Source organism: Rhodococcus parequi (assembly GCF_046042785.1).
In the GTDB taxonomy this organism is placed as follows: domain Bacteria; phylum Actinomycetota; class Actinomycetes; order Mycobacteriales; family Mycobacteriaceae; genus Prescottella; species Prescottella parequi.
In genome coordinates, this window is record NZ_JBDLNV010000005.1 from 206080 (window position 1) to 231292 (window position 25213).

Below are 25213 nucleotides of genomic sequence, written 5' to 3' on the forward strand. Positions count from 1 at the left end.
ACTGTGTGGACCCGAAGCGTGCGCCTCGTGGGGGAGGGAACATGGCTGCACAGCCGACTACTCGATGGCAGGTCAGCGGATACAGATTCCTGGTCCGTCGTATGGAACATGCGCTCGTCCGTAAGGACGTGCGCATGTTGAGCGATCCGATGCGGTCGCAGTCGCGCGCCCTCGGCGTAGGGATCGTCGCGGCGTGTCTGGTGCTTGCCGGTTGCGCCGCCCTGGCGCTGTTCCGCCCGCAGGACAAGATCGGCGACGCGACGATCGTCGTCGGAAAAGACTCGGGCGCAATGTTCGTCGCGATGAACGATGCGCTGCATCCCGTGCTCAACCTTGCCTCCGCGCGACTCATCGTCGGCGAGTCGGTGCAGCCGGTGACGGTGTCGACGTCCGAGATCGAGTCGCGGCCACGGGGTGCGCTCGTCGGCATCCCGGGCGCCCCGTCGGCGCTTCCGGCCGGTTCGCCGGACGGGCAGCCGTGGACGGTGTGTGACACGGTCGCTGCCGACGGAACCGGCTCTGTCACAACTGCGGTGGTGGTCGGTGCACCGTCGTGGAGTGATCGCGTTCGACCGCTCGACACCGATCGTGCGCTGCTGGTGTCGCACGGTGACGACGCATATCTCGTGTACGACGGCCACCGGGCGTCGATCGATCTCGGTGACCGCGCGGTGACCCGTGCGCTGGGACTCGAAGGTGCGCAGCCGCGTCCGATCGGGCGCGGGTTGCTCAACGCGATCCCCGAGACGCTCCCGATCACGCCGCCGCGGATAGAGTCCCGAGGTTCCGCCCCGTCGTATCGGATCGCCGGGCGCACCGTCGGCTCGGTCGTCAAGCTGCTGCGTGGCGACGACACGCGGTACTACGTGGTTCTCCGCGACGGAGTGCAGGAGATCAGTGCCGCCACGGCGCTTCTCATCCAGTTCGCCGATTCGCAGGGGCAATCGGAGATAGCGACGATCAGCCCCGATGCGCTCGCAGAGGCGCCGTTGGCGGACGCGCTCGACGTGTCGGCGTTCCCGTCCGTACCGCCGCGGCTCGCGGATCCCTCGGAGGAGCCGGTCGGCTGTCTGACCTGGACTCCGCAGGCTGTGGTGCCCGGAGACGATTCCGGACGGGTGGACGCGGCGCTCACGGTTGCGGCGGGGCGTTCGCTGCCGATCCCGGATGATGCTCGCGCGGTCCGGTTGGCGCAGGCCGACGGTTCCGGTGACCACGCGGATCTCGCCTACGTGCGTCCGGCCGCCGGGGGTTTCGTGCAGGCGACGGGTCTGGAATCGGGCAGTGTCCGCAAGGGCGGCCTGTTCTTCGTCGCCGACACCGGTGTCCGATACGGGGTCAAGAACGCCGATGCGGCGAAAGCCCTGGGATTCGAGGTGCCGGGTGCGCCGGCGCCGTGGCGGTTCGTCGAACTACTCGCCCCCGGGCCGACTCTCGGCAAGGAGGAGGCGTTGGTCGCGCACGACGGTGTGTCCCCCGACGCGGATCCGGCACCGGTCGCTGCGGGTAACTAGTCGCGTCGTGACGATCGCCGGCGCAGCGGCAGCGACGCCAGCACGCCGAGGATCACGAGCGTGACGATCCCCGCGGTCGCGGCCAGCGCCACCGTGCGAGGCCTGCCGTCCGGCGACGGAGGCGGCTCCGGGTTCGGGAGCTGTGCCGACGCGAAAACCTGCTCCGCGACAGCGCCGTCGGGCAGATCCGCGGTCACGGCGGCCGTGGGATCGACGACACCGCGGCCGACGAACGGGTTCCATCCCTCGGCCGGCGCGTGCGCGGTGGCCTCGATCCGGGCGATCACCTGCTGCGCGCTCAGTTGCGGGAACCTGGCACGCACCAGCGCCACCGTCGCGGACACCAGCGGAGCTGCGAAACTCGTTCCGACGAACGGCATCTGCTGTCCTTGCCCGCTGAGCCAGCTGCGTGTTTCGCCCGTGCCGTCGGGAGAGAGCGAGACGATGCCGGTGCCCGGTGCTGCTACGTCCACCCACGGGCCTCCGAGACTGAACTCCGAAGCCGCCCCGTCCGGATCGACGGATCCGACGGTGAGCACGTAGTCGTCGTACCACGCGGGAGTTGCGATCGTGGCCACCGAGTCCCACGGATCCGCCGCGGGGTGCAGGGGGTCGATACCGGGGTTCTGGGCCATGCAACCGCCGGACCGGAAGTTACCTGCGGCGGCGACGATCACCGCGTTCTTCACTGTGGCGGCGTAGTGCACCGCGGCGCCGAGCGACTGGTCGGCGATACCGTCGGCAGCCGGCCGGCACGCCACCTCTGAGATGTTGACGATCGTTGCGCCGTTGTCGACGGCCTGGCGGATCGCCATCGCCATCGTCTGGGTGTTGCCGTAGCCGGACGTGTTCTGGACGTCGTTCGGATCGTCCCGCCGACGGGCCTCCGAGAAGTTCGCACTGGACTGACGAATCGTCATGATCCGCGCGTCGGGAGCGCCGCCGGCGAACCCGGATGCGGGATCGGTCGACGCGGCGACGAGGCCTGCGACGATGGTTCCGTGTGCATCGCAGTCCCCGGTACCGTCGCCCGTCGACACGTAGTCCCCGCCCGGAATCAGGCCGGGTAGGCGAGGGTGACGTGCCACGCCGGTGTCGATCACGGCGACGGTCTGACCGGCGCCGCGGGTGAGCGGCCACACCGACTCGAAGTCCATCGCACGCTGTGGCAGAGGGCCATTCGGCTCGACGGTCGAGGGCAGCGCCACCGCACACGCATTGCGCTGCTCGGTGGGCGCGAGCGGGGCCGGGCGCGCGGGCCCCGGCAGCCGGCCGGGGTCGATCGGCGCCGGGACGACGGCCGAACCGACACCGCCGAGGGACAGCGTCGTCGCGACGGCGAGGAGCGAGGCGATCGTTGCGGACCGGACGGTGGGGCGCACCCGCATCACAGCCCGCGCACGGCGAGGAACAGTCCGGAGACCCAGCACGCGAGTGGCACGACGGCGGCGATGGCCGCGTAGTCGACGATCTCGGCGGTCCGGCGCTGCACGGGTGAGAATGTTCGTCGCGGGACGACGGTCCCCAGGACGACGGCCGCGATGACGAGCAGTGCCGTGACCGCGAACAGCGCGAGCGCAGTGCCCGGAACCACCACGGCTGTCACGATCGACAGCAGAATCGGTACTGCGCTGCCCCCGACGATGAGCGGCACGGCCTGCTCGGCGGACGTGTACGTCCGGCCGCGAAACATCAGTACCGCCGCTGCGACGATGGCCAGAGCCGTACCGGGCCAATAGATTCCGCTGGCCGATGTGGGCGCAGCCGCGAGAAGTGCGCCCGTCGTGGTCAGCAGGGCGGAGCCGGCGACGAGTCCGGTGAGATGGCGGCGCGCGTGCTCCGCGCGCAACTCGACCGTCGCGAACGACGGCATGGTCCGGGCGTCGTCGGGATCGTCCTCGGTGGGATCGAGCGACGTGCCGGGCGCGGGCACCGGTGGTAGCGGAAGCTTCGCGAGCATCATCGCGAGCCGGGGTGCGAAGACGAGTCCGGCCAGGGCGCCGCCGACGAGCATTGCTCCGACCGAGCGCGTCGACTGCTCGGTGAGGACTGCGACGAGTGCGGCGAGCGATCCGAGGACCGAGACCGACGCGGCCGCCGTGAAGACGGCGTGCCCGACTCCGCCCGCGCGGAGGGCCAGCACCGCGCAGGCTCCGATCATGACGAGGCCGAGCAACGTGTCCGGGGGCAGGCTGTCGCCGGGGACGAGGAGCGCACCCGACGCGAACGAGATCGGCAGCGCCGCGGCGCCCAGGGTGAGTGCCGCGCCTGCGTCGTCGTACACCCGGTTGGCCACCGCCCCCGCGACGAGGAGGGCCACGACCACGGCGAAGGCCGCGACGGCGCCGACGACAGATGCGGTGGCGCCCTCGGTGCGGAGCAGCACTGCCGCGCCGGCCGTGGCCGCGGCCACCGCGATCGCGGAACCCGTCACGCGCGCGACCCGCGGCGTCCAGGGGTGCGCGTGGCCGGTGTCGGCGACCGCGACGTTGTACATGACGTCGTCGAACAGGGGAGGGGGTGGGCTCGCCTCCACGCTGTCGAAGACGAGGAGCTCGCCGTCGAGGACGCCGTGCTCCTGCAGGCTCGACGCCGGCGACAGCGCCGGGCGGCCCACCCGGGACAGCGCCCACCGTGTCGGCTGGAGTCGATCGCCGGTGACGTCGAAGTCGTTGGCGGCACTGTGCTTCTCGACCAGATCGGCGATCCCCGGGATGAGTAGTTCGACCGGTACCGAGCTCGGTAGTGCAAGGTCGATCTGACTGTGCGGCGTCAGGATCGTCAGCCGGCACAGGTCGGTCACGCCGCGTGGTCGGGCGCCTGTCGTACCGCCGGTCGACTGGTCGGCGCGCAGCACTGTCACGATCGTTCCCCCCGGAATCTGCGGTCCGGATCCCCATCCGAACAGCTCTTTTCGTAAACACCGGCACTGTACCGGGTATCCAGGCCCGGCTCGACGACACCTCTGCGGCATCTGTCGGGAGCGTGCGGTAGTTTCCTGTTCGCGAGTCCGGAGCCCGTGGGGGGTGACTCGGTGCGGTGGAGGCGCCGCACCGGGCGGGGGATTCGCCGTCTTCTAGGGGTGGAAGCATGGGCACTGCACGTTTCGTGCGCAAGGCGCGACGGGAGGCGCCGCGCGCACCCGGCGGCGAGGTGAGCCTGCAGACGCCTCCCGAGATCCCCCGGGCGACCCCCGGAAACCTGATGACCAAGTTGCTTCCGCTCGTGATGGTCGCGGCGATGGTCGGGATGGTGGCCCTGATGTTCACCTCGGGCATGGCGGCGAGCCCTATGTCGCTGCTGTTCCCGGTGATGATGCTGGTGTCGACGCTCGGCATGCTCGCCGGATCCGGCCGGGGCGGGGGAGCCAAGGCCGGTGAGACGAACGAGGACCGCAAGGACTATCTGCGCTATCTCGACCAGCTGCGGCGCGAGGCGCTCGACACCGGTAGGCAGCAGCGTGCGGCGCTCGAATGGAGCCATCCCGACCCCGACACACTCTGGACGTTGCCGGGCGCCGCTCGGATGTGGGAGCGCAGGATCGCCGACACGGACTTCTGCCACGTGAGGGTGGGGCGTGGCAGCCAGCGGTTGGCGACGCGTCTCATCCCTCCGGAGACGGGGCCCGTCGAGGACCTCGAACCGGTGTCCGCGGTCGCCCTCCGGCGTTTCGTGCGGGCCCACTCGGTCGTGTCCGAGTTGCCGACCGCGGTGTCCCTGCGCGGCTTCGCGGCGATCGGGATCGACGGCGACCGTGCTGCGGCGCGGGATCTGGCGCGCGCGATGCTGTTGCAGCTGTGCACGTTTCACGGTCCGGACCTACTCCAGGTCGCAGTCGTGTGCGGACCCGACACCCGCAGCGAGTGGGACTGGGTGAAATGGCTCCCGCACGCGCAGCACACCGACATCGTCGACGGGCTGGGGCAGACCCGCATGATCTACGGCTCGGTCCTGGAACTCGACGCCGCGCTCGGTGGCCAGTTGGCGATGCGCGGACGGTTCTCCCGGACGGCTGGCCCGGTCCAGGGGGTTCCACAGGTGGTGGTCGTGGTCGACGGCGGCATCCTCGACGGCGACATCGCGATGGTCGCCGACGGCGGGCTCGACTCGGTGACCCTCCTCGACCTCAGCGGTTACTGCCCGCGACTGACCGCGACGCGCGGACTGCAGTTGGTCGTGCAGGACGGCGGGCTCGGCGCCCGCAGCGCCGCCGGCGTGGAGACGTTCGCGGTCGCAGACGCACTCACCGTGCGCGAGGCACTGTCCGCGGCGCGCCGGATCGCGCCCTACCGGATCGCGGCCGCAGCCACCGCGGACACGAGCACGGGCGGCGACGGCCCGGTCGCTGCCGGCTGGAGTCGACTGCTCGGGCTCGGCGACGTGGGGCAGTTCGATCCCGCGCGGGCCTGGGTCCCCCGTCAGGGGCGGGACCGTCTCCGGGTGCCGATCGGTGTCGGAGTCGACGGCAGCGCCGTCGAACTCGATCTCAAGGAGGCCGCCCAGAACGGGATGGGTCCGCACGGCCTGTGCATCGGCGCGACGGGGTCGGGCAAGTCCGAGTTCCTGCGCACCCTCGTGCTGGGCCTGCTCGCGACGCACTCGCCGGAGGCACTGAACCTGGTTCTCGTCGACTTCAAGGGCGGTGCGACCTTCCTGGGACTGGACCGGGCCCCGCACGTCGCGGCGGTCATCACGAATCTCTCCGAGGAGATCGCGATGGTCGACCGGATGAGGGACGCCCTCGCCGGCGAGATGAACCGGCGGCAGGAACTGTTGCGGGCCGCCGGCAATTTCGCGAACGTCACCGACTACGAGAAGGCGCGCGCCGCCGGTGCCGACCTGGCGCCGCTGCCGGCGCTCTTCATCGTCGTCGACGAGTTCTCCGAGTTGCTGAGCCAGCAACCGGAGTTCGCCGATCTCTTCGTCGCCATCGGTCGACTCGGGCGGTCCCTGCAGATGCATCTGCTGCTCGCGAGTCAGCGTCTGGAGGAGGGCAAGCTCCGCGGTCTGGACAGCCACCTGTCGTACCGCATCGGCCTGAAGACGTTCTCGGCCAACGAGTCCCGAACCGTGCTGGGCGTGCCGGACGCATACCATCTACCCGCGTCACCGGGCGCAGGCTACCTCAAGTGCGACTCCGCGGAGATCGTGCGGTTCCAGGCCTCGTACGTGTCCGGGCCGTACGAGAAGGAGCGGGCGAGCGGCGCGACGAGCGCGGTGGCACCGACCGCCGATCTGCGGCCGCGACTGTTCACCGCGGATCCGGTCGCGCTGCCCGTCCACGACGAGCCGATCGTCCCGAGCGTCCTGGACGAGCTACCCGAGGCGGAGGTCGACGCTCGATCGCTGCTCGAGGTACTCGTCGATCGGATCCGGGACTGTGGGCCCGCCGCGCACGAGGTGTGGCTGCCACCGCTCGACACGTCGCCCACGCTGGACCGATTACTGCCGTACTCCGCGTCGGGGTATCCGTCGCCCGCTCGGGAGCCGCTGCGCGCACCGATCGGCGTGATCGACCGTCCCTTCGACCAGCGCCGGGACGTGTTGATCGCCGACCTGGCCGGATCGACGGGCAACGTCGCCGTCGTCGGTGGTCCGCAATCGGGCAAGTCCACCGTGCTGAGGACGCTGATCCTGTCGATGGCCGCGACGCATTCGCCGCGCGAGGTGCAGTTCTACTGCCTCGATTTCGGTGGTGGCACCCTGGCCGGCCTGTCCGGGCTGCCGCACGTGGGATCCGTGGCGAACCGTCTCGATGTCGACCTGGTGCGGCGGACCGTCGCCGAGATCGCGACCGTGGTCCGCCGACGCGAGCGTCGGTTCCGTGAACTGGGCATCGAGTCGATGGCCGACTTCCGTCGTCGGCGCCGGGAAGGGGCTGACGGCACGGACGCGGTGTCGCAGGACCCGTTCGGGGACGTCTTCCTCGTGGTGGACGGTTGGCCGAGCATCCGCCAGGACTTCGAGGCGCTCGAGGCGCAGATCGCCGCACTCGCCGGGCAGGGACTCTCCTTCGGCGTCCACGTCGTCCTGGCGACCCCGCGGTGGGCCGACATCAGGCCCGCGCTCAAGGATCAGCTGGGAACGAGAATCGAACTGCGCCTGGGTGACCCGACGGACTCCGACATCGGCAGAGCCAAGGCGATGCTGGTTCCCGCCGGGCGACCGGGCCGTGGCATGACGCGGGACGGCCTGCATCTCCTGTCGGCGCTGCCGCGACTGGACGGAGTCGGCCGCAGCGACGATCTCGGCGGGGGTGTGGCGGAGGCGGTGGCACGGATCCGGGAATCGCACCCCGGCGAGTCGGCGCCGCCGGTCCGCATGCTGCCGGAGCGGGTTCCGCGTACCGACCTGCTCTCCGGGCTCGCCGGGCGGTGGCCAGAGGAGGGGCCGTGTCTGTCGGTGCCGATCGGCATCGACGAGGCCGAACTGGCCCCGGTCCGTCTCGACCTCGCGGACCAGCCGCACTTCCTGATATTCGGTGACACTGCGTGCGGCAAGACGACTCTGCTCCGGGGTATCTGCCTCGGTTTGATGGAGTCGAACACCCCGCAGCAGGCGAAGCTGATCATCGGCGACTACCGCCGCACCCTGCTCGGTGTCGTGGAAGGCGACCACCTGGCGGGATATGCAGCTTCCGCAACGACTTTCGCCACGATGATGAGCGACCTGGCGGGAATTCTCGCGAGCCGGATGCCCGGTCCGGACACCACCCAGCAGCAGTTGCGTGAACGGTCGTGGTGGTCGGGGCCGGAGATCTATGTCGTGGTCGACGACTACGACCTCGTCGCGACGTCGAGCGGAAACCCCCTCACGCCGTTGCTCGACTACCTCGCTCATGCGAAGGACCTCGGGTTGCATGTGATCGTCGCGCGACGGTCCGGTGGCGCATCCCGGGCACTGTACGAACCGGTCATCGCCCGAATCCGGGACCTGGTGCCGGCGGGCATCGTCATGAGTGGAAGCCGCGACGAGGGCAATCTCGTCGGTGCGATCCGCCCGTCCGAGATGCCGCCCGGTCGGGGGACGTTCGTGACGCGGGCCGGTACCGCGCTCGTCCAGGTCGCATGGTTGCCCCCGTTGTGACATCGACGTCCGTCGTGATCCACCTCGCGGTCGACGCCGTGTGGGTGGGGTCGGCGTCCGGGGTCGTCGCGTCCCCGGCCGCGGAACTGCGCGACTGCCTGGACGCGATCGACGACGAGCTCGTCGACTCGGGGCGGCACGTTCGGCCGACTGCGGAGGTGCTCGCCGCTGTGATCGGGGGTGCAGCCGGAAGCGTGTCGGGGCAGGGTGGTTTCGTCGATTCGATGACTGTCCTGCATCCGACGCTGTGGGGGAGTGCGCGACGTGCGGTGCTCGAGAAGGCTGCACGACGTTCCGCGAACGACGTGGCGACCGTGCCGATCGCACTCGCGGTTCCGGCGCCGACGGGGGCGGGCGGCTGGATCGTCGTCGAGTGCGCCGAGACGTCGATCTCGGTCGCGGCCGTTCACCGGGGCCCGCAGGGGCTGCCGACGATCGCGGCCTGCACACTCGCGCCGCGTATCGGAACCCTCGATCTGGAAGCCGATTCCGGACGAATCTCGGTGATCGAGCGGTTGATCGAGGAAGTGAGCGCGGGAGAGTCCGCTGCGGCCGTCACCGTGGTCGGCACATCCGCCGACGCGGTCGCCGATCTCCTGTCGGCGAGCGGCGCCCGGGACGTGCGCGTGGTGCCGGAAGCGGCACTCGTCGGCAGCGACACGAGGATTCCCGAAACGGACCCCGCTGCCGCCCTGTCCGAGCCTGCCCGGACGTCGTGGGTCGATCGGCTTCCGGATCCGGAACCGTCGCGCACGACCGCGCGGCCCACGGTCGCGCTCGCGGTGACGCTCACGGTGGTGGCGCTGCTCGTCGCCGTCGGGTCGGTGATCGCCGTCCGGTACGCACGCGAATCGGATCGATCACCCGCCGCGGTGGCAGCGCTGCATCGTGTCGAGATCGGCAGGGTGAGCACCGAACTGCCCGAGGCGTGGCAGGCGCGTGCTGACCGATCCGTTCGGCTGGACCTGGCTCCGGACGACGGACGTGGCGGACGGATCCTGCTCCTGCCCACCGAACTCGCGGCAGGCTCCGGGCGGGACGCGGTGGTGCGCGGGCTCGAACGCAAGATCGGTGAGCGGGGGTCCGCGGGACCGTTCTCCGGCTTCACCGCCGATGTCGAGTTCGGGGGGAGGCACGCTGTCGGGTACGTCGAGTCACCCGCGGACGGGTCGCGGGTGCGGTGGTTCGTGCTCGTGGAGGACGGCGTGCAGGTGAGTGTCGGCTGCCAGTACCGCGACGTCGGATGGGAGGCGATCGCCGCCGACTGCGAGCAGGCGGTCCGCGCCGTGGCGGTCGCTCCGACGCGGTGAATCCGCGTCCGACGAAGTCGTCCGAAAAAGTCTCGGGACGAATGGAACCGAATTCACCTGTCGCTGCGTCGAACCATATGTAGGCGCGAACTGGTAGAGGCCGAGGCCGGCTGTGGTTGTTTCACGGGGGGCCGACCCGGGCCGGGGCGCGGAAACGCGAAAACGATTCCGAAGGAGTCAGAGTGAGCGATCAGATGAAGACCACAGTCTCGACCATGGAGGACACGTCGCGTCGCGTCAGCGACGTCCGCGAGGAGATCGCGGGACTGCTCGGGAACCTCCGGTCCGAGGTGGACGGGATTCGTGGGTCGTGGGAGGGATCGGCAGCGATCGCGTTCCATAGTCTCATGGAGCGTTGGGACGGCAGCGCCAAGAAGCTCAACGACGCGCTCCAGTCGATCAGCGAGAACATCAAGTCCAACAGCGTGACGTTCGATACCACGCAGCAGGACCACACGTCGTCGCTCAACAACGTCGCAAGCAGCCTGAACATCTGATTTCGATCCCCGGACCACAGACACAGAGGAGCAGCAGCACATGATGCGTTATTCGTTCGGCCAGATCGAGGCACTCCAGCTTCGCATCGACGCCCTCCAGAAGGAGATGAACGGGAAGCTGGGTGATCTGAAGAGCTCGATCGCCCCGATGGTCGCGGAGTGGGACGGCGCAGCGTCCGCCGCGTACCAGGAGCACCAGGCCAAGTGGGATGCGGCCGCCGACGAGCTGAACCAGATCCTCGACGCCGTGGGCCGTGTCGTCGGCCAGGGCAACGCGGACATGCAGCAGGTGAACACCGCCGCTGCCAACAGCTGGGCGTAGCCTCCGCACTACGCCTGAAACGTGTGCCCCGACGATGGAGAGACGTCGGGGCACACGTGTGTCCGCAGTGATTTTCCGGTCGAGAACCATTGCCGCCGTGCACCGGTCGGCGGATACTGACGTGATCCGAATGCGGTGGTGCCTCGTGCCGGACCGGGAGGCGGATCATGACGGTAGGACGACAGCCCGAAGCAGGGCTCGTGCCGGTGACGGAGGAGACGCGCGCGGCGCTCGCGCGGGCCGACGCACACAGCGCCCACAACTACAGCCCGCTGCCGGTGGTGATCGAATCGGGTTCGGGTGCCTGGGTCCGGGGCGTCGACGGTGTCGAGTACCTCGACGTGCTCGCGGGCTACTCCGCGTTGAACTTCGGGCACGCGCACCCCGCGCTGGTCTCGGTGGCTCGGGAGCAACTCGGCCGGCTCACGCTCACCAGCCGGGCCTTTCAGCACGACCGGTTCGCCGACTTCTGTTCCGACCTCGCGCGGCTGTGCAAGAAGGACGCCGTCCTGCCGATGAACACGGGTGCCGAGGCTGTCGAGACGGCCCTCAAACTTGCGCGCAAGTGGGGCTACGACGTCAAGGGTGTCGAGCGCGACCGCGCGGAGATCATCACGTTCGGGGGCAACTTCCACGGGCGCACCATCGGGATCGTCGGCTTCTCGACCGACCCCGACGCACGCGACGGTTTCGGGCCGTTCCCGCCCGGGTTCCCCTCGGTCGACTACGGCAGCAGCGTGGCACTGGCGGACGCGATCACCGAGAACACCGTCGCGGTCCTCGTCGAGCCGATCCAGGGCGAGGCCGGAGTGCTGGTGCCGCCCGACGGCTACCTCGCAGCGGTGCGGAGGTTGTGCGACGAGCACGGACTGTTGATGATCGCCGACGAGATCCAGAGCGGTCTGGGGCGGACCGGGGACACGTTCGCGTGCGATCACGAGGCGGTCGTCCCCGACGTGTACGTCCTCGGCAAGGCGCTCGGCGGAGGGATCGTGCCGGTGTCGGCGGTGGTCGCGAACTGGGACGTCATGGGGGTCCTCCACCCGGGGCAGCACGGCAGCACGTTCGGTGGCAATCCGCTCGCGTGTGCGGTCGGTAGTGCGGTGGTGCGACTGCTCGAGACGGGGGAGTATCAGCAGCGCAGCCGTGAGCTGGGGGAGTACCTGCACGGGTTGCTGTCGGCGTTGCCCGCCGACCGGGTGTCCGAGGTGCGTGGACGGGGGCTGTGGGCGGGTGTGCAGTTGGCCCCGGGGCAGCCGGCCGCGCGGGTGATCTGCGAGCGTCTACTGGCCCGGCGGGTGCTCGCCAAGGACGCGCACGAGGGCACGATCAGGATCGCGCCCCCGCTGGTGATCTCGCGGGCGGATCTCGCCTGGGCGGTGGAACAGTTGGCCGAAGCGCTCGTGGGCAACCAGGGCGCTTTGACCCTGCCTGACACGAGCCGGTAGTCTTCTACGTCGGCGTGTCATCTCTCGCTGCGCATTCGTGCGCGGAGGGAAATGGTTCTCGGGTCTCAACTGGCCGCCGGGAACCAGCGGTGCATTTGCACGAGGCACGCCGGGCCAGCAGCGGAAACGAACAGACGAGGAAGTTCTGTGTCTACCTATTCCCCGAAGGCCGGTGACGTCACCCGTACGTGGCACGTCATCGACGCCACCGACGTGGTGCTCGGCCGCCTTGCCGTGCAGGCAGCCAACCTGCTCCGCGGCAAGCACAAGCCCACCTTTGCACCGCATGTTGACGGCGGCGACTTCGTCGTCATCATCAACGCTGACAAGGTTGCCATCAGCGGCAACAAGCGTACGGACAAGTTCCTGTACCACCACTCCGGACATCCGGGTGGCCTCAAGTCCCGTTCGGTCGGCGAGGTTCTCGAGAAGAACCCGGATCGTCTCGTGGAGAAGGCCGTCACCGGCATGCTCCCCAAGAACAAGCTGGGCCGCGCCATCGCGGGCAAGCTGAAGGTCTACGCAGGCCCGACCCACCCCCACGCCGCGCAGCAGCCGGTTCCGTTCGAGATCAAGCAGGTCGCCCAGTGAGCAACGAAGACTTCAACGAGGCCGTCGAGGTCGCGGCCGACGAGATCACCGAGTACACCTCGGAGTCCGAGGCTGTCGAGGTCGACGAGGCTGCTCCGCAGGCTCCCATCGTGATCGACCGCCCGGTTCAGACCGTCGGTCGTCGCAAGGAGGCGATCGTCCGCGTCCGCCTGACCCCCGGCACCGGTGAGTTCAAGCTGAACGGCCGCACCCTCGAGGATTACTTCCCGAACAAGGTGCACCAGCAGCTGATCAAGGCTCCGCTGGTCCTGGTCGAGCGCACCGAGTCGTTCGACATCACCGCTCTGCTGACCGGTGGCGGCCCCTCGGGACAGGCCGGCGCGCTGCGTCTCGCCATCTCCCGTGCGCTCATCGAGGTCACTGCCGAGGATCGCCCCGCGCTCAAGCGCGCCGGCTTCCTGACGCGTGACGCTCGCGCCGTCGAGCGCAAGAAGTACGGCCTGAAGAAGGCCCGCAAGGCATCTCAGTACTCCAAGCGCTGATGTGTCGCCGGAGTCGGCATTCGTGCCGGCTCCGGCACCTGTTCTTCCACGAGAGCAGGCGTTCGAAGAGCTCATTCGCTTCCGGACGCCTGCTTTCGTGTTTCACCTGATTGCTCACCCGGATCTGGAGGGGTCGGAATCTATGGGTCGTATGTTCGGCACGGACGGAGTGCGGGGCTTGGCGAACGCCGAGTTGACCGCCGAGCTGGCGCTGAAGGTCGCCGCCGCGGCAGCGGAGGTACTCGCGCCCCCCGGGCCCGGGCCGGAGCGGCCTGTCGCGGTCGTCGGCCGCGACCCGCGGGCCAGCGGTGAGATGCTCGAGGCCGCCGTCACCGCCGGACTCACGGCGGCGGGTGTCGACGTCGTGCTGGTCGGCATCCTCCCGACGCCGGCCGTCGCGTACCTGACCGGCGAATACGGCGCCGCGCTCGGAGTGATGATCTCGGCGTCGCACAACCCGATGCCCGACAACGGCATCAAGATCTTCGCGGCCGGTGGCCACAAACTCGACGACGAGATCGAGGACCGGATCGAGACCGCCATCGCGGCCGGCCCCAGTCGCCGGCCCACCGGCGCCGGCATCGGCCGTGTCGACGTCGCTCTCGACGCCACCGGTCGATACCTCGCCCATCTCGCGAACGCCCTCGACTCCCGCCTCGACGGACTCACCGTCGTGGTCGACTGCGCGCACGGCGCCGCGTCCACGGTCGCTCCCGAGGCGTACCGCGCCGCCGGCGCGACGGTGATCGCGATCAACAGCGATCCCGACGGCCTGAACATCAACGACGGTTGCGGTTCGACGCACCTCGAAGGGCTGCAGCGTGCGGTTGTCGAACACGGCGCCGACCTCGGACTGGCGCACGACGGCGACGCCGACCGCTGCCTCGCGGTGGACGCGTCCGGCGCCGTCGTCGACGGGGACGCGATCATGACCGTCCTCGCGATCGGCATGCACGAAGCCGGTGAGCTCGTCGACGACACCCTGGTCGCCACCGTCATGAGCAACCTCGGTCTGCACATCGCGATGCGCGAGGCCGGCATCGAACTACGCACCACCGCGGTCGGCGACCGCTACGTGCTCGAGGAGTTGCGTGCCGGCGGCTTCAGCCTCGGTGGCGAGCAGTCCGGCCACGTCGTGCTCCCGGGACACGGAACGACGGGCGACGGCGTGCTCACGGGTCTGCGTCTGATGGGCCGGATGGCGCAGACAGGAGCGTCCCTGGCGACCCTCGCGGGGGCGATGACCTCGCTGCCGCAGGTTCTGATCAACGTCGAGGTCGCCGACAAGGCCACCGTCGCCGGAGCGCCCCGGGTGCAGTCGGCGATCGAGGCCGCCGAGGCCGAACTCGGCGACACGGGCCGGGTGCTGCTGCGCCCGTCCGGCACCGAGCAGTTGGTGCGCGTGATGGTCGAGGCCGCCGATCTCGATGTGGCGCAGAGGATCGCCGAAACGCTCGCCGGGCACGTCGCGTCGGCCTGACGGAACCGGACGGACGCCTGCTGCGTCGAACTGGGCATAAGAGTCCGGATCGACAGCGCGAAAGGCGGAACCGATGGCAGACGTGGTCTCGATCGACGTCGCGGGGGTACGGGCGGCGGCTCGGTCGCTGCAGGAGAGTGCGGACGGGGCCGGCGGCCTCGCCTGGCGGGTGGGGCAGTGCCAGTTCGGCAACGGCCTCGACGATCCGGGTCGGGAACGCGCGATCCGCGAGGGTTACCTGAGGCTCGCGCGGGCGATCGGAGCGTTCGCGACCGGGTCGGCGGCTGTTGCCCGCGGGCTGGTCGAGACGGTCGATGCCTACGAAGCGCGGGACGCCGCCAACGCCGACGACGTCGTGTCGCTCGGGACGCGGTGATGGATGCCGTGCTGAGGACTGCCGCGGACGGGCTGCGGTTCTTCGCGACGTTCGTTCCCCGCGCGGCGTTCGTGGCCGAGCGGGCGGGTACCGGCGACACGTTTCCGACCTACGACGAGATCGAGGCGCGCTACTTCGAGCAGGGCGATATCCGACTCGACGCGCTCGCTGCCGACATCGACGTCGTCACCCGCGCAGTGGAGGACATCGACGGACGGTGCAGCGACCACGAGCGGATTCGGTCGGCCGTGGCGCGATCGTGGCAGGGTCCGGCTGTCGACTCTGCCGACGCCCATTTCGCGGAGCACCTGAAGCGAGCCGCCAGATCGAAGCAGGATCTCGGCGACGTGCGGTGCGCACTGGTGGAGGCGGATCGGGTCCTACGGGACGTCGCTGCGCGTAAGGCGGACTGGGTCGCGAGCCTGGATCCGGCTCGTGTCTGCGGCCGCACCGTGGCCGAGGTCGACGAGATCGTCGCGACCGCCGTGAACTTCGGTTCCGCGGCCGACGATGCCGCGAACTGGGCGGTCGACGTGTTCCTCGCCCGGGTCCGGGAAACCACCACGCAGTTCGCCGAGCTGTGCGACAGGGCGGAATCGTCGGTCGACGACGTGTTCCGGAACCTCGACGCCGCGTTCTGCGCGGTCGACGACAGCGACTTCCGGCCCCCGGCGCGGATCGAGGCGGTGGAGGTCTGTTCCGACGGCCGTGCAGCGATGCCGACATCGCCGTGCCCGCAACCGCCGTCGGCGCCCGCCACTGCCCCGGCCTGCACGGGAGCTGCCGCGGCACCGCCACCCACCGGCAGCCTCGCCGGGCTGACGTGTACGAACGTGGGGACGAGTGCGGCTCAGGCGAGCGGTACCGCACCGCCCGCGCCGCTACTGCCGCCGGCGCCGACTTCCGGCGTCACGGTCGGGTCGGTCGGGTCGGGCGCATCGGCAGGGACGAGCGGCTCGCTCGCGATCGAGGGCGCGGTGCGTGCCGCGGGTGCAATTGTCGGTGCGGCGGCCGAGGTCGCGCTCGGAATCGTCGGTGACATCGTCGTGGAGGTGACGGAGGCGGTGCGCGAAACCGGTAGCCTCAACATGGAGCCGGGACCGGATACGGGATGCGCAAGCGATTGCGAGTGCAGTTGTGCTGCAGCGCCATCCGAGCCTCGACCCGAACCTGAACCCCAGCCCGAACCGCAACCGGCGGCGCCGGACACCGAGCCGGACCCCGACCCCGAACCCGAACCCGAACCCGTGGCGGTGGTCCCGGAGCCGGAGCCGGAACCGGAGGCGGAACCCGAGTGCCCCGCACCCGAGTTCCCCGAACCCGCGGCCCCGGTCGAGCCCCCGGAGGCTTCCGTGTCCGAGCCCCCCGCGCCCGCCGACTCGCCCGCGCCCGCCGACTACTGTGCGCCGCCAGAGGACGCGCGGCCGGAGGAAGCGCCGGCAGCGCAACCGCCCGCCGAGCACACCCCGTCGGCCTCGCCGGGTGCGATCGGACCGGGGGCGGGGTCCAATCCGGTCCGCGGTACCCGGACACCGGCCGACGCCGCGTCGCCCGTGGGTGCGGGAACCGTCGACCCCACACTTGCGGAGGCCGGTCCTCAGGAACCGGGCGCCGACGATCGGGAGGTCGCGCTCGCCGAGGCCGGCGGGATGTGAGGCGGGATCAGCTGCCGAGCAGTCGGCCGGCCCGGGTGCCGGCGCGGTGCGCGGCGAGCTCGTGAGGGTCGAGCGGGTGACCGTCGTGCTCGGCGTCCTCCCGCACGGCGGGATGCGTGCCGGGGAAGTGTGCGTCGACGTCGGCGAAGGCGGCGTACGCCTTGTCGCCGGTGAGGCGGTGCAGCAGGAAGCCGGTCGTCATCGCGCGCGTCACGCGCTGGGTCCGATGCTCCGATCCACCGATACCGAGGAAACCGAGCCGCCGTCGTCCCTCGGCGAGCCCGGAGTCGGACGCCTTGTCGACGACACGCAGCAGGGACGAACCCCGCCATGCGTCGTCGAGGGCGAGGGCGTCGCTGTTCAGCGAGTCGACGTCCTTCGCGCCCGCGAGGATCAGTCCCGCCGCCGAGACCCGGGCGGCCGCGACCGCGGAGGACGGGGACGTGGGCGAGGGGAACAGTGCCGCGACGGCCTTGATCGTCGTGTGCTGCGAGGCCGCGAGGACGGCGGCGCCGGCCCCCATGCCGTGGCCGGCGACCGCGATGCGTTCCGGTTGCACACTGATCCGGCCGGGCCCCAGGCGGACTCCGGAGCAGATGTCGAGGGCTGTGACGAGATCGGCGGCCAGACCGAGGTGTGACGGAACCGGGCCGCGTTCGGTGCCGGGCGCGGCGACGACGATGCCCCACGAGGCGAGGTGTTCGAAGGTGCCGGCGTAGTTGTCGACGCCGACCATCCAGTCGTGGGCGAAGGCGACTGCGGGCAGGTTGAAGCCCTCGGCGGGCGTGTAGACGACGCCGGGCTGTCCCGCGAGCGCGAGATCGCCGCGCAGCACCTTGTGCGGGCCGCGCTTGGACAGCTTGGATACCAGGGACTTCGGTGTCTGCGCCACGGGTGTGACGTTATCCGATCGTGGACCGAGTTCGCTCCACACGGTCACCCAAGTACCCTGGTGAACCATGTGCGGAATCGTGGGGTACGTAGGCCACCGCCAGGCTCTGGATGTCGTGGAGAAGGCGTTGCAGCGGATGGAATACCGCGGCTACGACTCCGCCGGCGTCGCGGTCCTGGACGGCAAGGGTGGCTTGGCGACCGAGCGTAAGGCGGGACGTCTCGAGAATCTGAAGGCCGAACTCGACGAGATCGGGCGGGACAACTTCGCCGGTACCACCGGCATGGGGCACACGCGGTGGGCGACGCACGGCAAGCCCACCGACCGCAACGCACACCCGCATCGGGATGCGAGCGGCAGGTTCGCCGTGGTGCACAACGGCATCATCGAGAACTTCGCGCCACTGCGCGGCGAACTCGAGGCCGCCGGAGTGGACCTGCTCAGCGACACCGACTCCGAGGTGACGGTTCACCTCGTCGCGAAGGCGTACGAGTCCGGTCCCACCGCGGGCGACTTCCTGCAGAGCGCCCTGGCGGTGCTGCGCCGTCTCGAGGGCGCGTTCACGCTGGTGTTCACGCACGCCGACCATCCCGACATGATCATCGCCGCGCGCCGGTCCACGCCGCTCGTCATCGGTGTCGGTGAGGGCGAGACGTTCGTCGGCTCCGACGTCGCGGCGTTCATCGAGCACACCCGGGATGCGGTGGAGCTCGGTCAGGACCAGGTGGTGGTGATCACCGCGGACGGTTACTCGGTCACCGATTTCTTCGGCAACGATGCGTCCGCGCATACCCGCGCTTTCCGAATCGACTGGGACCTGCAGGCTGCCGAGAAGGGCGGCCACGACTACTTCATGCTCAAGGAGATCCAGGAGCAGCCGCAGGCGGTCGCCGACACCCTGCGCGGCCACTTCGTGGACCGGACGATCGTGCTCGACGAGCAGCGGCTGTCCGATCAGGAACTGCGCGACGTCGACAAGGTCTTCGTCGTGGCGTGCGGCAGCGCGTACCACTCGGGCCTGCTCGCGAAGTACGCGATCGAGCACTGGACCCGGCTGCCCGTCGAGGTCGAGCTGGCCAGCGAGTTCCGCTACCGCGACCCGGTGCTGGATCGTTCCACGCTCGTCGTGGCGATCTCGCAGTCGGGTGAGACCGCGGACACCCTCGAGGCCGTCAAGCACGCGAAGGATCAGAAGGCCCGGGTGCTGGCGGTCTGCAACACCAACGGCGCGCAGATTCCCCGCGAGGCCGACGCCGTCCTCTACACGCGCGCCGGTCCGGAGATCGCCGTGGCCTCCACCAAGGCCTTCCTCGCCCAGGTGACGGCGAATTACCTGGTGGGGCTGGCCTTGGCGCAGGCGCGCGGCACGAAGTACCCGGACGAGGTGGCCCGCGAGTACGCCGATCTCGCGGCGATGCCGGGCCTGGTGTCCCGTGTCCTCGAGACCGTCGAGCCCGTGCGTGCGCTGGCCCGCCAGTTCGCCGATTCGTCGGCGGTGCTGTTCCTCGGCCGCCACGTGGGGTACCCGGTCGCGCTCGAGGGTGCGCTCAAGCTCAAGGAGCTGGCGTACATGCATGCGGAGGGCTTCGCGGCCGGTGAGCTCAAGCACGGCCCGATCGCGCTGATCGAGGAGGGCCTGCCGGTCATCGTGGTGATGCCGTCGCCGAAGGGGCGCGCGGTGCTGCACTCGAAGCTGGTCTCCAACATCCAGGAGATCAAGGCGCGTGGCGCGACGACGATCGTCATCGCGGAGGAGGGCGACGAGGCGGTGCGGGCGCATGCCGACCACCTCATCGAGATCCCGGCCGCGCCGACGCTGCTGCAACCGCTGCTGTCCACGGTACCGCTGCAGGTGTTCGCCGCCGAGGTCGCGGTCGCGCGTGGACTGGACGTGGACAAGCCGCGCAACCTCGCGAAGTCCGTCACCGTCGAATAGCCCGACGACCTGCTCGGTGTGGTCGTGGTCGTCAGACCACCACGACCACACCGAGCATGTCCGGGTGCAGTGAGCACGTGTAGTCGTAGGTGCCGGGTTCGGTGAACGTGTACTGCCACGTGCCGGTCTTGAGCAGTGGGCTGCGCAGCACGGATTCGGCATCGCCCAGTCCGACGACGTCGTGGGGGACACCGCGGTCGTCGAACACCCACGTCACGGTCTGCCCGGCCTGGATCGTGATCGACGACGGCGAGTAGGCCATGTTCTTCACCTCGACGGTGAGCGCTTTGTCCGCGTCACCCGGAAGGTCCGTCGGAGCGCCGCCTCCCGAGTCCGAGCTGCACCCGGAAAGGGTTGCAGCCAAAGCGATTCCGATGGCCATCGCGGTTGCCCGTGCTTTCATGCAATTCAGCGTAGTCTGACGGCGAGTGTGTCCTCCGACACCTCCGTGACCTCGAATCGCACGAGGAGTTGACATGCCTGCCCGTGAAACCGCGCCGCTCGGCGCCCCTTGCTGGATCGACCTGCAGTCGTCCGACATCGACCGCGCCACCGCGTTCTACGACGCGCTGTTCGGGTGGACCCACGAGGGTTCCTCCGACGAGTACGGCGGCTACGTGATGTTCTTCGCGGGCGGCAAGCCGGTGGCCGGCGCGATGCCGGGGGAGCTCGGGAATCCGTATGCGAACGTGTGGACGACCTACCTGGCGACCGCGGATGTGGACGCGACCGCGCAGGCCGTCGCGAAGGCCGGGGGTCAGGTGATGATGGAGCCGATGACGGTCCCGCAGCAGGGTCGGATGGCGATGTTCCTGGACGCGTCGGGTGGGGTGGTGGGCGCATGGCAGCCGGCCGAGCACCGGGGGTTCGGGGTGATCGGCGAGCCGGGTACGCCCGCGTGGTTCGAACTGGTCAGCAAGGACTACGACGCGGCCCTGCCCTTCTATCGGGACGCGTTCGGCTGGGATCTCGCCACCCTGAGCGACACCGACGAATTCCGTTACTCCACAGGCAGGTTCGACGGCGAGGACCTGGCGGGGATCTACGACGCGAGCAAGGCGCTGCCGGCCGAGGTGCCCTCGCACTGGCAGATGTTCGTCCAGGTCGACGACACCGACGTCGCGATCGCCCGGGTCGTCGACCTGGGTGGTGAGGTCCTCACCCCACCGTGGGACACCGAGTACGGCCGGATGGCGCAGGTGGCCGATCCGAACGGTGCGCGGTTCATGATCTCCGGTCCGGTGGCGGCCTGACGGATGCGGCACTACTACACGGCACAGCAGATCAAGGCCGCCGAAGCGCCGTTGCTGGCGAGCCTGCCGGACGGCACGCTGATGGGCCGCGCGGCCTACGGCCTGGCACGCGTCGCGGCGGACGAGTTGCGGGCGCGGACCGGGGGCGTCGCGGGACGTCGGGTCACGTTGCTCGTCGGCTCCGGTGACAACGGCGGCGACGCGCTGTGGGCGGGAGCGCTCCTGCGGCGGCGCGGCGTCGCGGTCACCGCGATGCTCCTCGATCCGGCGCGTGCACACGCCGCAGGGTTGGCGGCGCTGCGTGCCGCGGGCGGGCGGGTGTCGGCCGACCCGGGCAGTGCCGACCTGGTGCTCGACGGCATCGTCGGCATCTCCGGGAAGGGGCCGCTGCGGCCGACCGCCGCGGCGATCGTCGCGGAACTGGATGCCCCGATCGTCGCGGTGGATCTGCCGAGTGGGGTGGATCCCGACACTGGTGCGGTGGACGGTCCCGCGGTGACTGCGGCGGTGACGGTCGCATTCGGTGCGCTCAAGCCCGTGCATGCGCTCGCCGCCGCGCGGTGCGGCCGCGTCGAACTGGTGCCCATCGGTCTCACCCTCCCCGAAGCCGACCTGCAGGCGCTCGACCCGTGGGAGGTGGGCCGGCTGTGGCCGGTGCCGCACGCGGCGGACGACAAGTACTCGCAGGGCGTCGTCGGCGTCGTCGCGGGCAGCGGCCGCTACCCGGGGGCGGCGGTGCTGTCGGCGGGCGCGGCAGTCACGGCGACGGCCGGAATGGTGCGGTATGCGGGGCGCGGGGCGGCGGAGGTACTGAACCACTGGCCCGAGGTGGTGGCGGCGCCGTCGCCCGCCGAAGCCGGTCGGGTGCAGGCATGGGTCGTGGGCCCGGGCATCGGCACCGACGATGCTGCATTGGAGGAACTGCGGACCGTTCTCGCCTCGGACGTCCCCGTGCTGGTCGACGCCGACGGCCTGAACCTGCTGGCCGAGCACCCCGACCTCGTCAGGCACCGTGCCGCCCCCACTCTCTTGACCCCGCACGCCGGCGAGTTCGAACGCATCACCAGTGTCGCGCCGACACCCGACCGGGTCGCGGCGACGCGCGCGCTGGCCGCGGAGTGGGGGGTGACGGTCCTGCTCAAGGGGCGAGCGACCGTGATCGCGGATCCGACCGGCAGGGCGTACGTCAACGACGCGGGAAGCTCGTGGGCGGCCACGGCGGGTTCGGGCGATGTCCTGTCCGGGATCATCGGTGCGCTGCTGGCGACCGGGCTCGAACCGGCTCCGGCCGCTGCCGCCGGCGCGCGAGCGCATTCGCTCGCGGCCAACCTGGGGGCGCGCGAGGGCTCGGACGAGACGGGTGACGACGGTCTCGCACCGATCTCGGCGTCGACGTTGCTCGCGCATCTCCGGTCGGCGATTCGGATCCTGCGGGTGTTTCCGAGCTCACACGTGCCCGAATCGTGACTGGTCGGGTTGTACCCGTGCAGGAGTTTCCTCCCGACGAGTGGCAGGATCGAAGTTCGTGACCACTACCGCGCAGGAGCCTGACACCGACCCGACCTCGACGTCCGCCCCCATGGCGGCGGACACGCCTCCACCTGCGGCGGCGCCTCAGGCGGAAGCGGTGATCGATCTCGATGCGGTGGCCCACAACATCGGCATCCTGCGCGAGCACGCGGGCAGCGCGACGGTCATGGCGGTCGTCAAGGCCGACGCCTACAACCACGGTGCGGTCCCGGTCGCTCGCGCCGCGCTCGCGGCCGGCGCCGGCGAGCTCGGGGTCACGACGCTCGCGGAGGGCCTCGAACTCAAGAAGGCGGGCATCACCGCGCCGGTGCTCTCCTGGCTGCACACCGCGGATTCCGATTACGCCCCGGCGGTCGCCGCAGGGGTGGAACTGGGCCTGTCGTCGCCGCGGCACCTGGCCGCGGTCGCCGCGGCCGCCCGTCAGGTCGGGGCCGCCGCCACCGTGACGGTCAAGGTCGACACCGGTCTCAACCGCAACGGTGTCTCCCGCGAGGAGTGGACCGACTTCCTGAAGGATCTCGCGCGCGTCGAGGCGGAGGGCGCCGTCCGGTTCAAGGGTGTGTTCTCGCACCTCGCGCACGCCGACGAGCCGCACCACCCGGTGATCGACGACCAGCGTGAGCGTTTCACGAGCGCGCTCGCGGATGCCAAGCGCATCGGACTGGCCCCGGAGGCAGCCCACCTGTCGAACTCTGCGGCCACCCTCACCCGTCCCGACCTGCGCTTCGACATGGTTCGCCCGGGAATTGCGATATACGGACTGTCCCCGGTTCCGGATCTGGGGACGTTCGGCCTGCGGCCGGTCATGACGTTCCGATCGAGGGTGGCGCTGGTGAAGAAGGTGGCGGCAGGAGAAGGCGTGTCCTACGGGCACACGTGGGTGGCACCGCGCGACACGACGGTGGCGTTGCTGCCGGTCGGTTACGCCGACGGCATTCCGCGCGCGCTGGGAGGACGGCTCGAGGTGTGGCTCGGCGACGATCGGCGCCCGGGCATCGGCCGGGTCTGCATGGACCAGCTCGTGGTCGACCTCGGTCCGGACGGCGCCGGGGTACGGGAGGGCGACACCGCGGTGTTCTTCGGAGACGGTGAGCGGGGCGGCGTACCGCACGCGCAGGACTGGGCGGATGCCCTCGACACCATCCACTACGAGGTGGTGACGTCGGTGCGGGGCCGGACCGTCCGCACCTATGTCGGAGGCCCGGGCGGCCGGCCATGAACATCCTGAACAGGCTGGGCCTGTTCGGGGGAGTGGCGGGTGTCGCGGCGATCGGCACGCTCGCGGGGCTCAACGCGGTCAAGGCCGCGACGACCCGCCGGGGCCCGGAGATCTACGCGTCCGAGGACTTCACGGTTCTCTCCCGCGACCGCAGTCGCGTCGTCACGACCGAGGACGACGTGCCGCTGCTGGTTCGCGAGGTGGGCCCGGACGACGCGCCGCTGACGGTGATCTTCGTGCACGGCTACTGCCTGCGGATGGAGTCGTGGCACTTCCAGCGCACCCAGCTCGCGGAGAGGTGGAGCGATACGGCCCGCCTGGTGTTCTACGACCAGCGTGGGCACGGCGAGTCCGGGTCGGCGACCGCGGAGAGCTGCACCATCGCGCAGTTGGGTCGCGATCTGGCGGCCGTGGTCGAGGCGACGGCACCGTCGGGGCCGGTGGTGCTGGTAGGGCATTCGATGGGCGGCATGACCATCCTCGCGATGGCCCGCCAGTTCCCGGAGTTGTTCGACGACAGGGTGATCGGCGTCGGATTCCTCGCGACCACGGCGGCCGGCCTGAACAAGTCGGGGCTCGGCCGGAACCTGAACAACCCGGTGATCGACGCGTTCCGCCTCGCGGTGCGCACCGCGCCCGGCGTGGTGCAGCAGGCGCGCGGCGCGGCCCGCGCGATCATTTCGCCGATCCTGCGGGCGGCGTCGTACGGCACCGAGGTGAGCCCCCGACTGGTCGAGTTCTCCGACGGCATGCTCAGCGACGTCTCGGTCGTGACGATCGTCAACTTCCTCGAATCGCTCGAACTGCACGACGAGTCGGAGGCGCTGCCCGTGCTGGGCGACGTTCCGGCGCTGGTGCTGTGCGGCGATGCCGACATGATCATCCCGTTCACGAGCTCGAAGGCGCTGGCCGCCGCGCTCCCGCGCGCCGAGCTGGTGCGCGTGCGCGACGCGGGCCATCTCGTGGAACTCGAGTTCCCGCAGGTAACCTCCGATGCGATCGATCGGTTGGTCCGGCGCGCCGTGTCGAGACGCGAAGATCGCGAGAATACGGCGCTGGTGGGTGAACTGGAGCGAACAGATGTCGGCTGACACGCGAACCGGGCGGGGCGAGGCGACCCTGCCGACGACCGAGGACACCGAGGCGCTCGGACGCGCGCTCGCCGCCGATCTCGCTGCCGGTGACCTGGTAGTGCTCGACGGCCCGCTCGGTGCCGGCAAGACCGCGTTGACCCGGGGCATCGCCGCCGGTCTCGGCGTCGAGGGGCGGGTGACATCGCCGACGTTCATCATCGCGCGCGAGCACCGTGCGGGCGCACGACCGGACGGCGGCGCCCCCGTTGCGCTCGTGCACGTCGACGCCTACCGGTTGAACGAGGCCGTGGCGTCGGAGACCGTGGACATGCACGACCAGCTCGACGCACTCGACCTCGACACCGACCTCGCGTCGGCTGTCGTCGTGGTCGAGTGGGGCGAGGGCGTCGTCGAGCATCTCGCGGACCGGCACCTGCTGGTGCGGTTGCGCCGCGAGCCGGAGTCGGATGTCCGCACGGCCGTGTGGGAGTGGGTGTCCAGCACGTAACGGCAGGCCGAGTAGCCTGG

Annotated in this window: 21 protein-coding genes; 17 read left to right on the top strand and 4 right to left on the bottom strand. The window is 70.3% G+C overall.

Features of this window, described 5'->3' with window-relative positions:
- Positions 1 to 41: 41 nt before the first annotated feature.
- Positions 42 to 1514 (top strand): type VII secretion protein EccB, encoded by a 1473-nt coding sequence (gene eccB, locus ABEU20_RS15485; RefSeq protein WP_420165275.1) that lies wholly within the window; start codon positions 42 to 44, stop codon positions 1512 to 1514.
- Here the strand turns inward: eccB and mycP are convergent.
- Together mycP and eccD are read right to left on the bottom strand one after the other, a co-directional pair.
- Positions 1511 to 2902, bottom strand: a complete 1392-nt coding sequence (gene mycP, locus ABEU20_RS15490) for a type VII secretion-associated serine protease mycosin (protein ID WP_420165276.1) — start codon at positions 2900 to 2902, stop codon at positions 1511 to 1513. The genes eccB and mycP overlap by 4 nt on opposite strands.
- Entirely contained in the window at positions 2902 to 4377 is a 1476-nt protein-coding gene (gene eccD / locus ABEU20_RS15495) for a type VII secretion integral membrane protein EccD (protein WP_420165277.1), read from the bottom strand. The genes mycP and eccD overlap by 1 nt, the downstream gene beginning before the upstream one ends.
- Positions 4378 to 4604: 227 nt before the next feature.
- Between eccD and eccCa the strand changes: the two genes are divergently transcribed.
- The 10 genes from eccCa to ABEU20_RS15545 all read left to right on the top strand — a co-directional run bounded on the left by eccCa (position 4605) and on the right by ABEU20_RS15545 (position 16782).
- A complete protein-coding gene (gene eccCa / locus ABEU20_RS15500) occupies positions 4605 to 8600 on the top strand; it encodes a type VII secretion protein EccCa (protein WP_420165278.1) in 3996 nt (1331 codons plus the stop codon).
- Positions 8582 to 9910: a type VII secretion-associated protein gene (locus tag ABEU20_RS15505; protein ID WP_420165279.1), complete on the top strand. Its 1329-nt coding sequence runs from the start codon at positions 8582 to 8584 to the stop codon at positions 9908 to 9910. The genes eccCa and ABEU20_RS15505 overlap by 19 nt, the downstream gene beginning before the upstream one ends.
- A 182-nt stretch (positions 9911 to 10092) precedes the next feature.
- Positions 10093 to 10407: a WXG100 family type VII secretion target gene (locus tag ABEU20_RS15510; RefSeq protein ID WP_420165280.1), complete on the top strand. Its 315-nt coding sequence runs from the start codon at positions 10093 to 10095 to the stop codon at positions 10405 to 10407.
- 40 nt (positions 10408 to 10447) lie between these two features.
- Positions 10448 to 10729, top strand: a complete 282-nt coding sequence (locus ABEU20_RS15515) for a WXG100 family type VII secretion target (protein ID WP_005518421.1) — start codon at positions 10448 to 10450, stop codon at positions 10727 to 10729.
- A 167-nt stretch (positions 10730 to 10896) separates the two neighbouring features.
- Positions 10897 to 12177: an ornithine--oxo-acid transaminase gene (gene rocD / locus ABEU20_RS15520; RefSeq protein ID WP_420165281.1), complete on the top strand. Its 1281-nt coding sequence runs from the start codon at positions 10897 to 10899 to the stop codon at positions 12175 to 12177.
- Positions 12178 to 12324: 147 nt separating this feature from the next.
- Positions 12325 to 12768, top strand: coding sequence for a 50S ribosomal protein L13 (rplM, locus tag ABEU20_RS15525; RefSeq protein ID WP_420165282.1), 444 nt, complete (start codon positions 12325 to 12327; stop codon positions 12766 to 12768).
- Positions 12765 to 13271, top strand: a complete 507-nt coding sequence (gene rpsI / locus ABEU20_RS15530) for a 30S ribosomal protein S9 (protein WP_420165283.1) — start codon at positions 12765 to 12767, stop codon at positions 13269 to 13271. The genes rplM and rpsI overlap by 4 nt, the downstream gene beginning before the upstream one ends.
- A 142-nt stretch (positions 13272 to 13413) precedes the next feature.
- Positions 13414 to 14751, top strand: a complete 1338-nt coding sequence (gene glmM / locus ABEU20_RS15535) for a phosphoglucosamine mutase (protein WP_420165284.1) — start codon at positions 13414 to 13416, stop codon at positions 14749 to 14751.
- Positions 14752 to 14824: 73 nt separating this feature from the next.
- Positions 14825 to 15127 (top strand): N-acyl-D-amino-acid deacylase, encoded by a 303-nt coding sequence (locus ABEU20_RS15540; protein WP_420165285.1) that lies wholly within the window; start codon positions 14825 to 14827, stop codon positions 15125 to 15127.
- Positions 15127 to 16782: a hypothetical protein gene (locus ABEU20_RS15545; protein ID WP_420165286.1), complete on the top strand. Its 1656-nt coding sequence runs from the start codon at positions 15127 to 15129 to the stop codon at positions 16780 to 16782. The genes ABEU20_RS15540 and ABEU20_RS15545 overlap by 1 nt, the downstream gene beginning before the upstream one ends.
- Before the next feature lie 7 nt (positions 16783 to 16789).
- On the opposite strand, the gene ABEU20_RS15550 is transcribed toward ABEU20_RS15545, so the two are convergent.
- Positions 16790 to 17674: a poly(ethylene terephthalate) hydrolase family protein gene (locus ABEU20_RS15550; RefSeq protein ID WP_420165287.1), complete on the bottom strand. Its 885-nt coding sequence runs from the start codon at positions 17672 to 17674 to the stop codon at positions 16790 to 16792.
- 67 nt (positions 17675 to 17741) lie between these two features.
- Between ABEU20_RS15550 and glmS the strand changes: the two genes are divergently transcribed.
- On the top strand, positions 17742 to 19610 hold the full coding sequence (glmS, locus tag ABEU20_RS15555; RefSeq protein WP_420165288.1) for a glutamine--fructose-6-phosphate transaminase (isomerizing): 1869 nt from the start codon (positions 17742 to 17744) through the stop codon (positions 19608 to 19610).
- Between the two features lie 31 nt (positions 19611 to 19641).
- On the opposite strand, the gene ABEU20_RS15560 is transcribed toward glmS, so the two are convergent.
- Positions 19642 to 20013, bottom strand: a complete 372-nt coding sequence (locus ABEU20_RS15560) for a cupredoxin domain-containing protein (RefSeq protein WP_420165289.1) — start codon at positions 20011 to 20013, stop codon at positions 19642 to 19644.
- Between the two features lie 73 nt (positions 20014 to 20086).
- Between ABEU20_RS15560 and ABEU20_RS15565 the strand changes: the two genes are divergently transcribed.
- The 5 genes from ABEU20_RS15565 (at position 20087) to tsaE (ending at position 25193) form a co-directional block, all read left to right on the top strand.
- Positions 20087 to 20863 (top strand): VOC family protein, encoded by a 777-nt coding sequence (locus ABEU20_RS15565; RefSeq protein ID WP_420165290.1) that lies wholly within the window; start codon positions 20087 to 20089, stop codon positions 20861 to 20863.
- A 3-nt stretch (positions 20864 to 20866) separates the two neighbouring features.
- On the top strand, positions 20867 to 22330 hold the full coding sequence (locus tag ABEU20_RS15570) for an NAD(P)H-hydrate dehydratase (protein ID WP_420165291.1): 1464 nt from the start codon (positions 20867 to 20869) through the stop codon (positions 22328 to 22330).
- 112 nt (positions 22331 to 22442) lie between these two features.
- Positions 22443 to 23612, top strand: coding sequence for an alanine racemase (gene alr, locus ABEU20_RS15575; RefSeq protein ID WP_420165559.1), 1170 nt, complete (start codon positions 22443 to 22445; stop codon positions 23610 to 23612).
- Positions 23609 to 24703 carry an alpha/beta fold hydrolase gene (locus ABEU20_RS15580; RefSeq protein ID WP_420165292.1) on the top strand — a complete coding sequence of 365 codons (1095 nt, stop codon included), beginning with the start codon at positions 23609 to 23611 and terminating at the stop codon, positions 24701 to 24703. The genes alr and ABEU20_RS15580 overlap by 4 nt, the downstream gene beginning before the upstream one ends.
- Positions 24693 to 25193, top strand: coding sequence for a tRNA (adenosine(37)-N6)-threonylcarbamoyltransferase complex ATPase subunit type 1 TsaE (gene tsaE / locus ABEU20_RS15585; RefSeq protein ID WP_420165293.1), 501 nt, complete (start codon positions 24693 to 24695; stop codon positions 25191 to 25193). Before ABEU20_RS15580 ends, tsaE begins: the two co-directional genes overlap by 11 nt.
- The last annotated feature ends 20 nt before the right edge of the window (positions 25194 to 25213 follow it).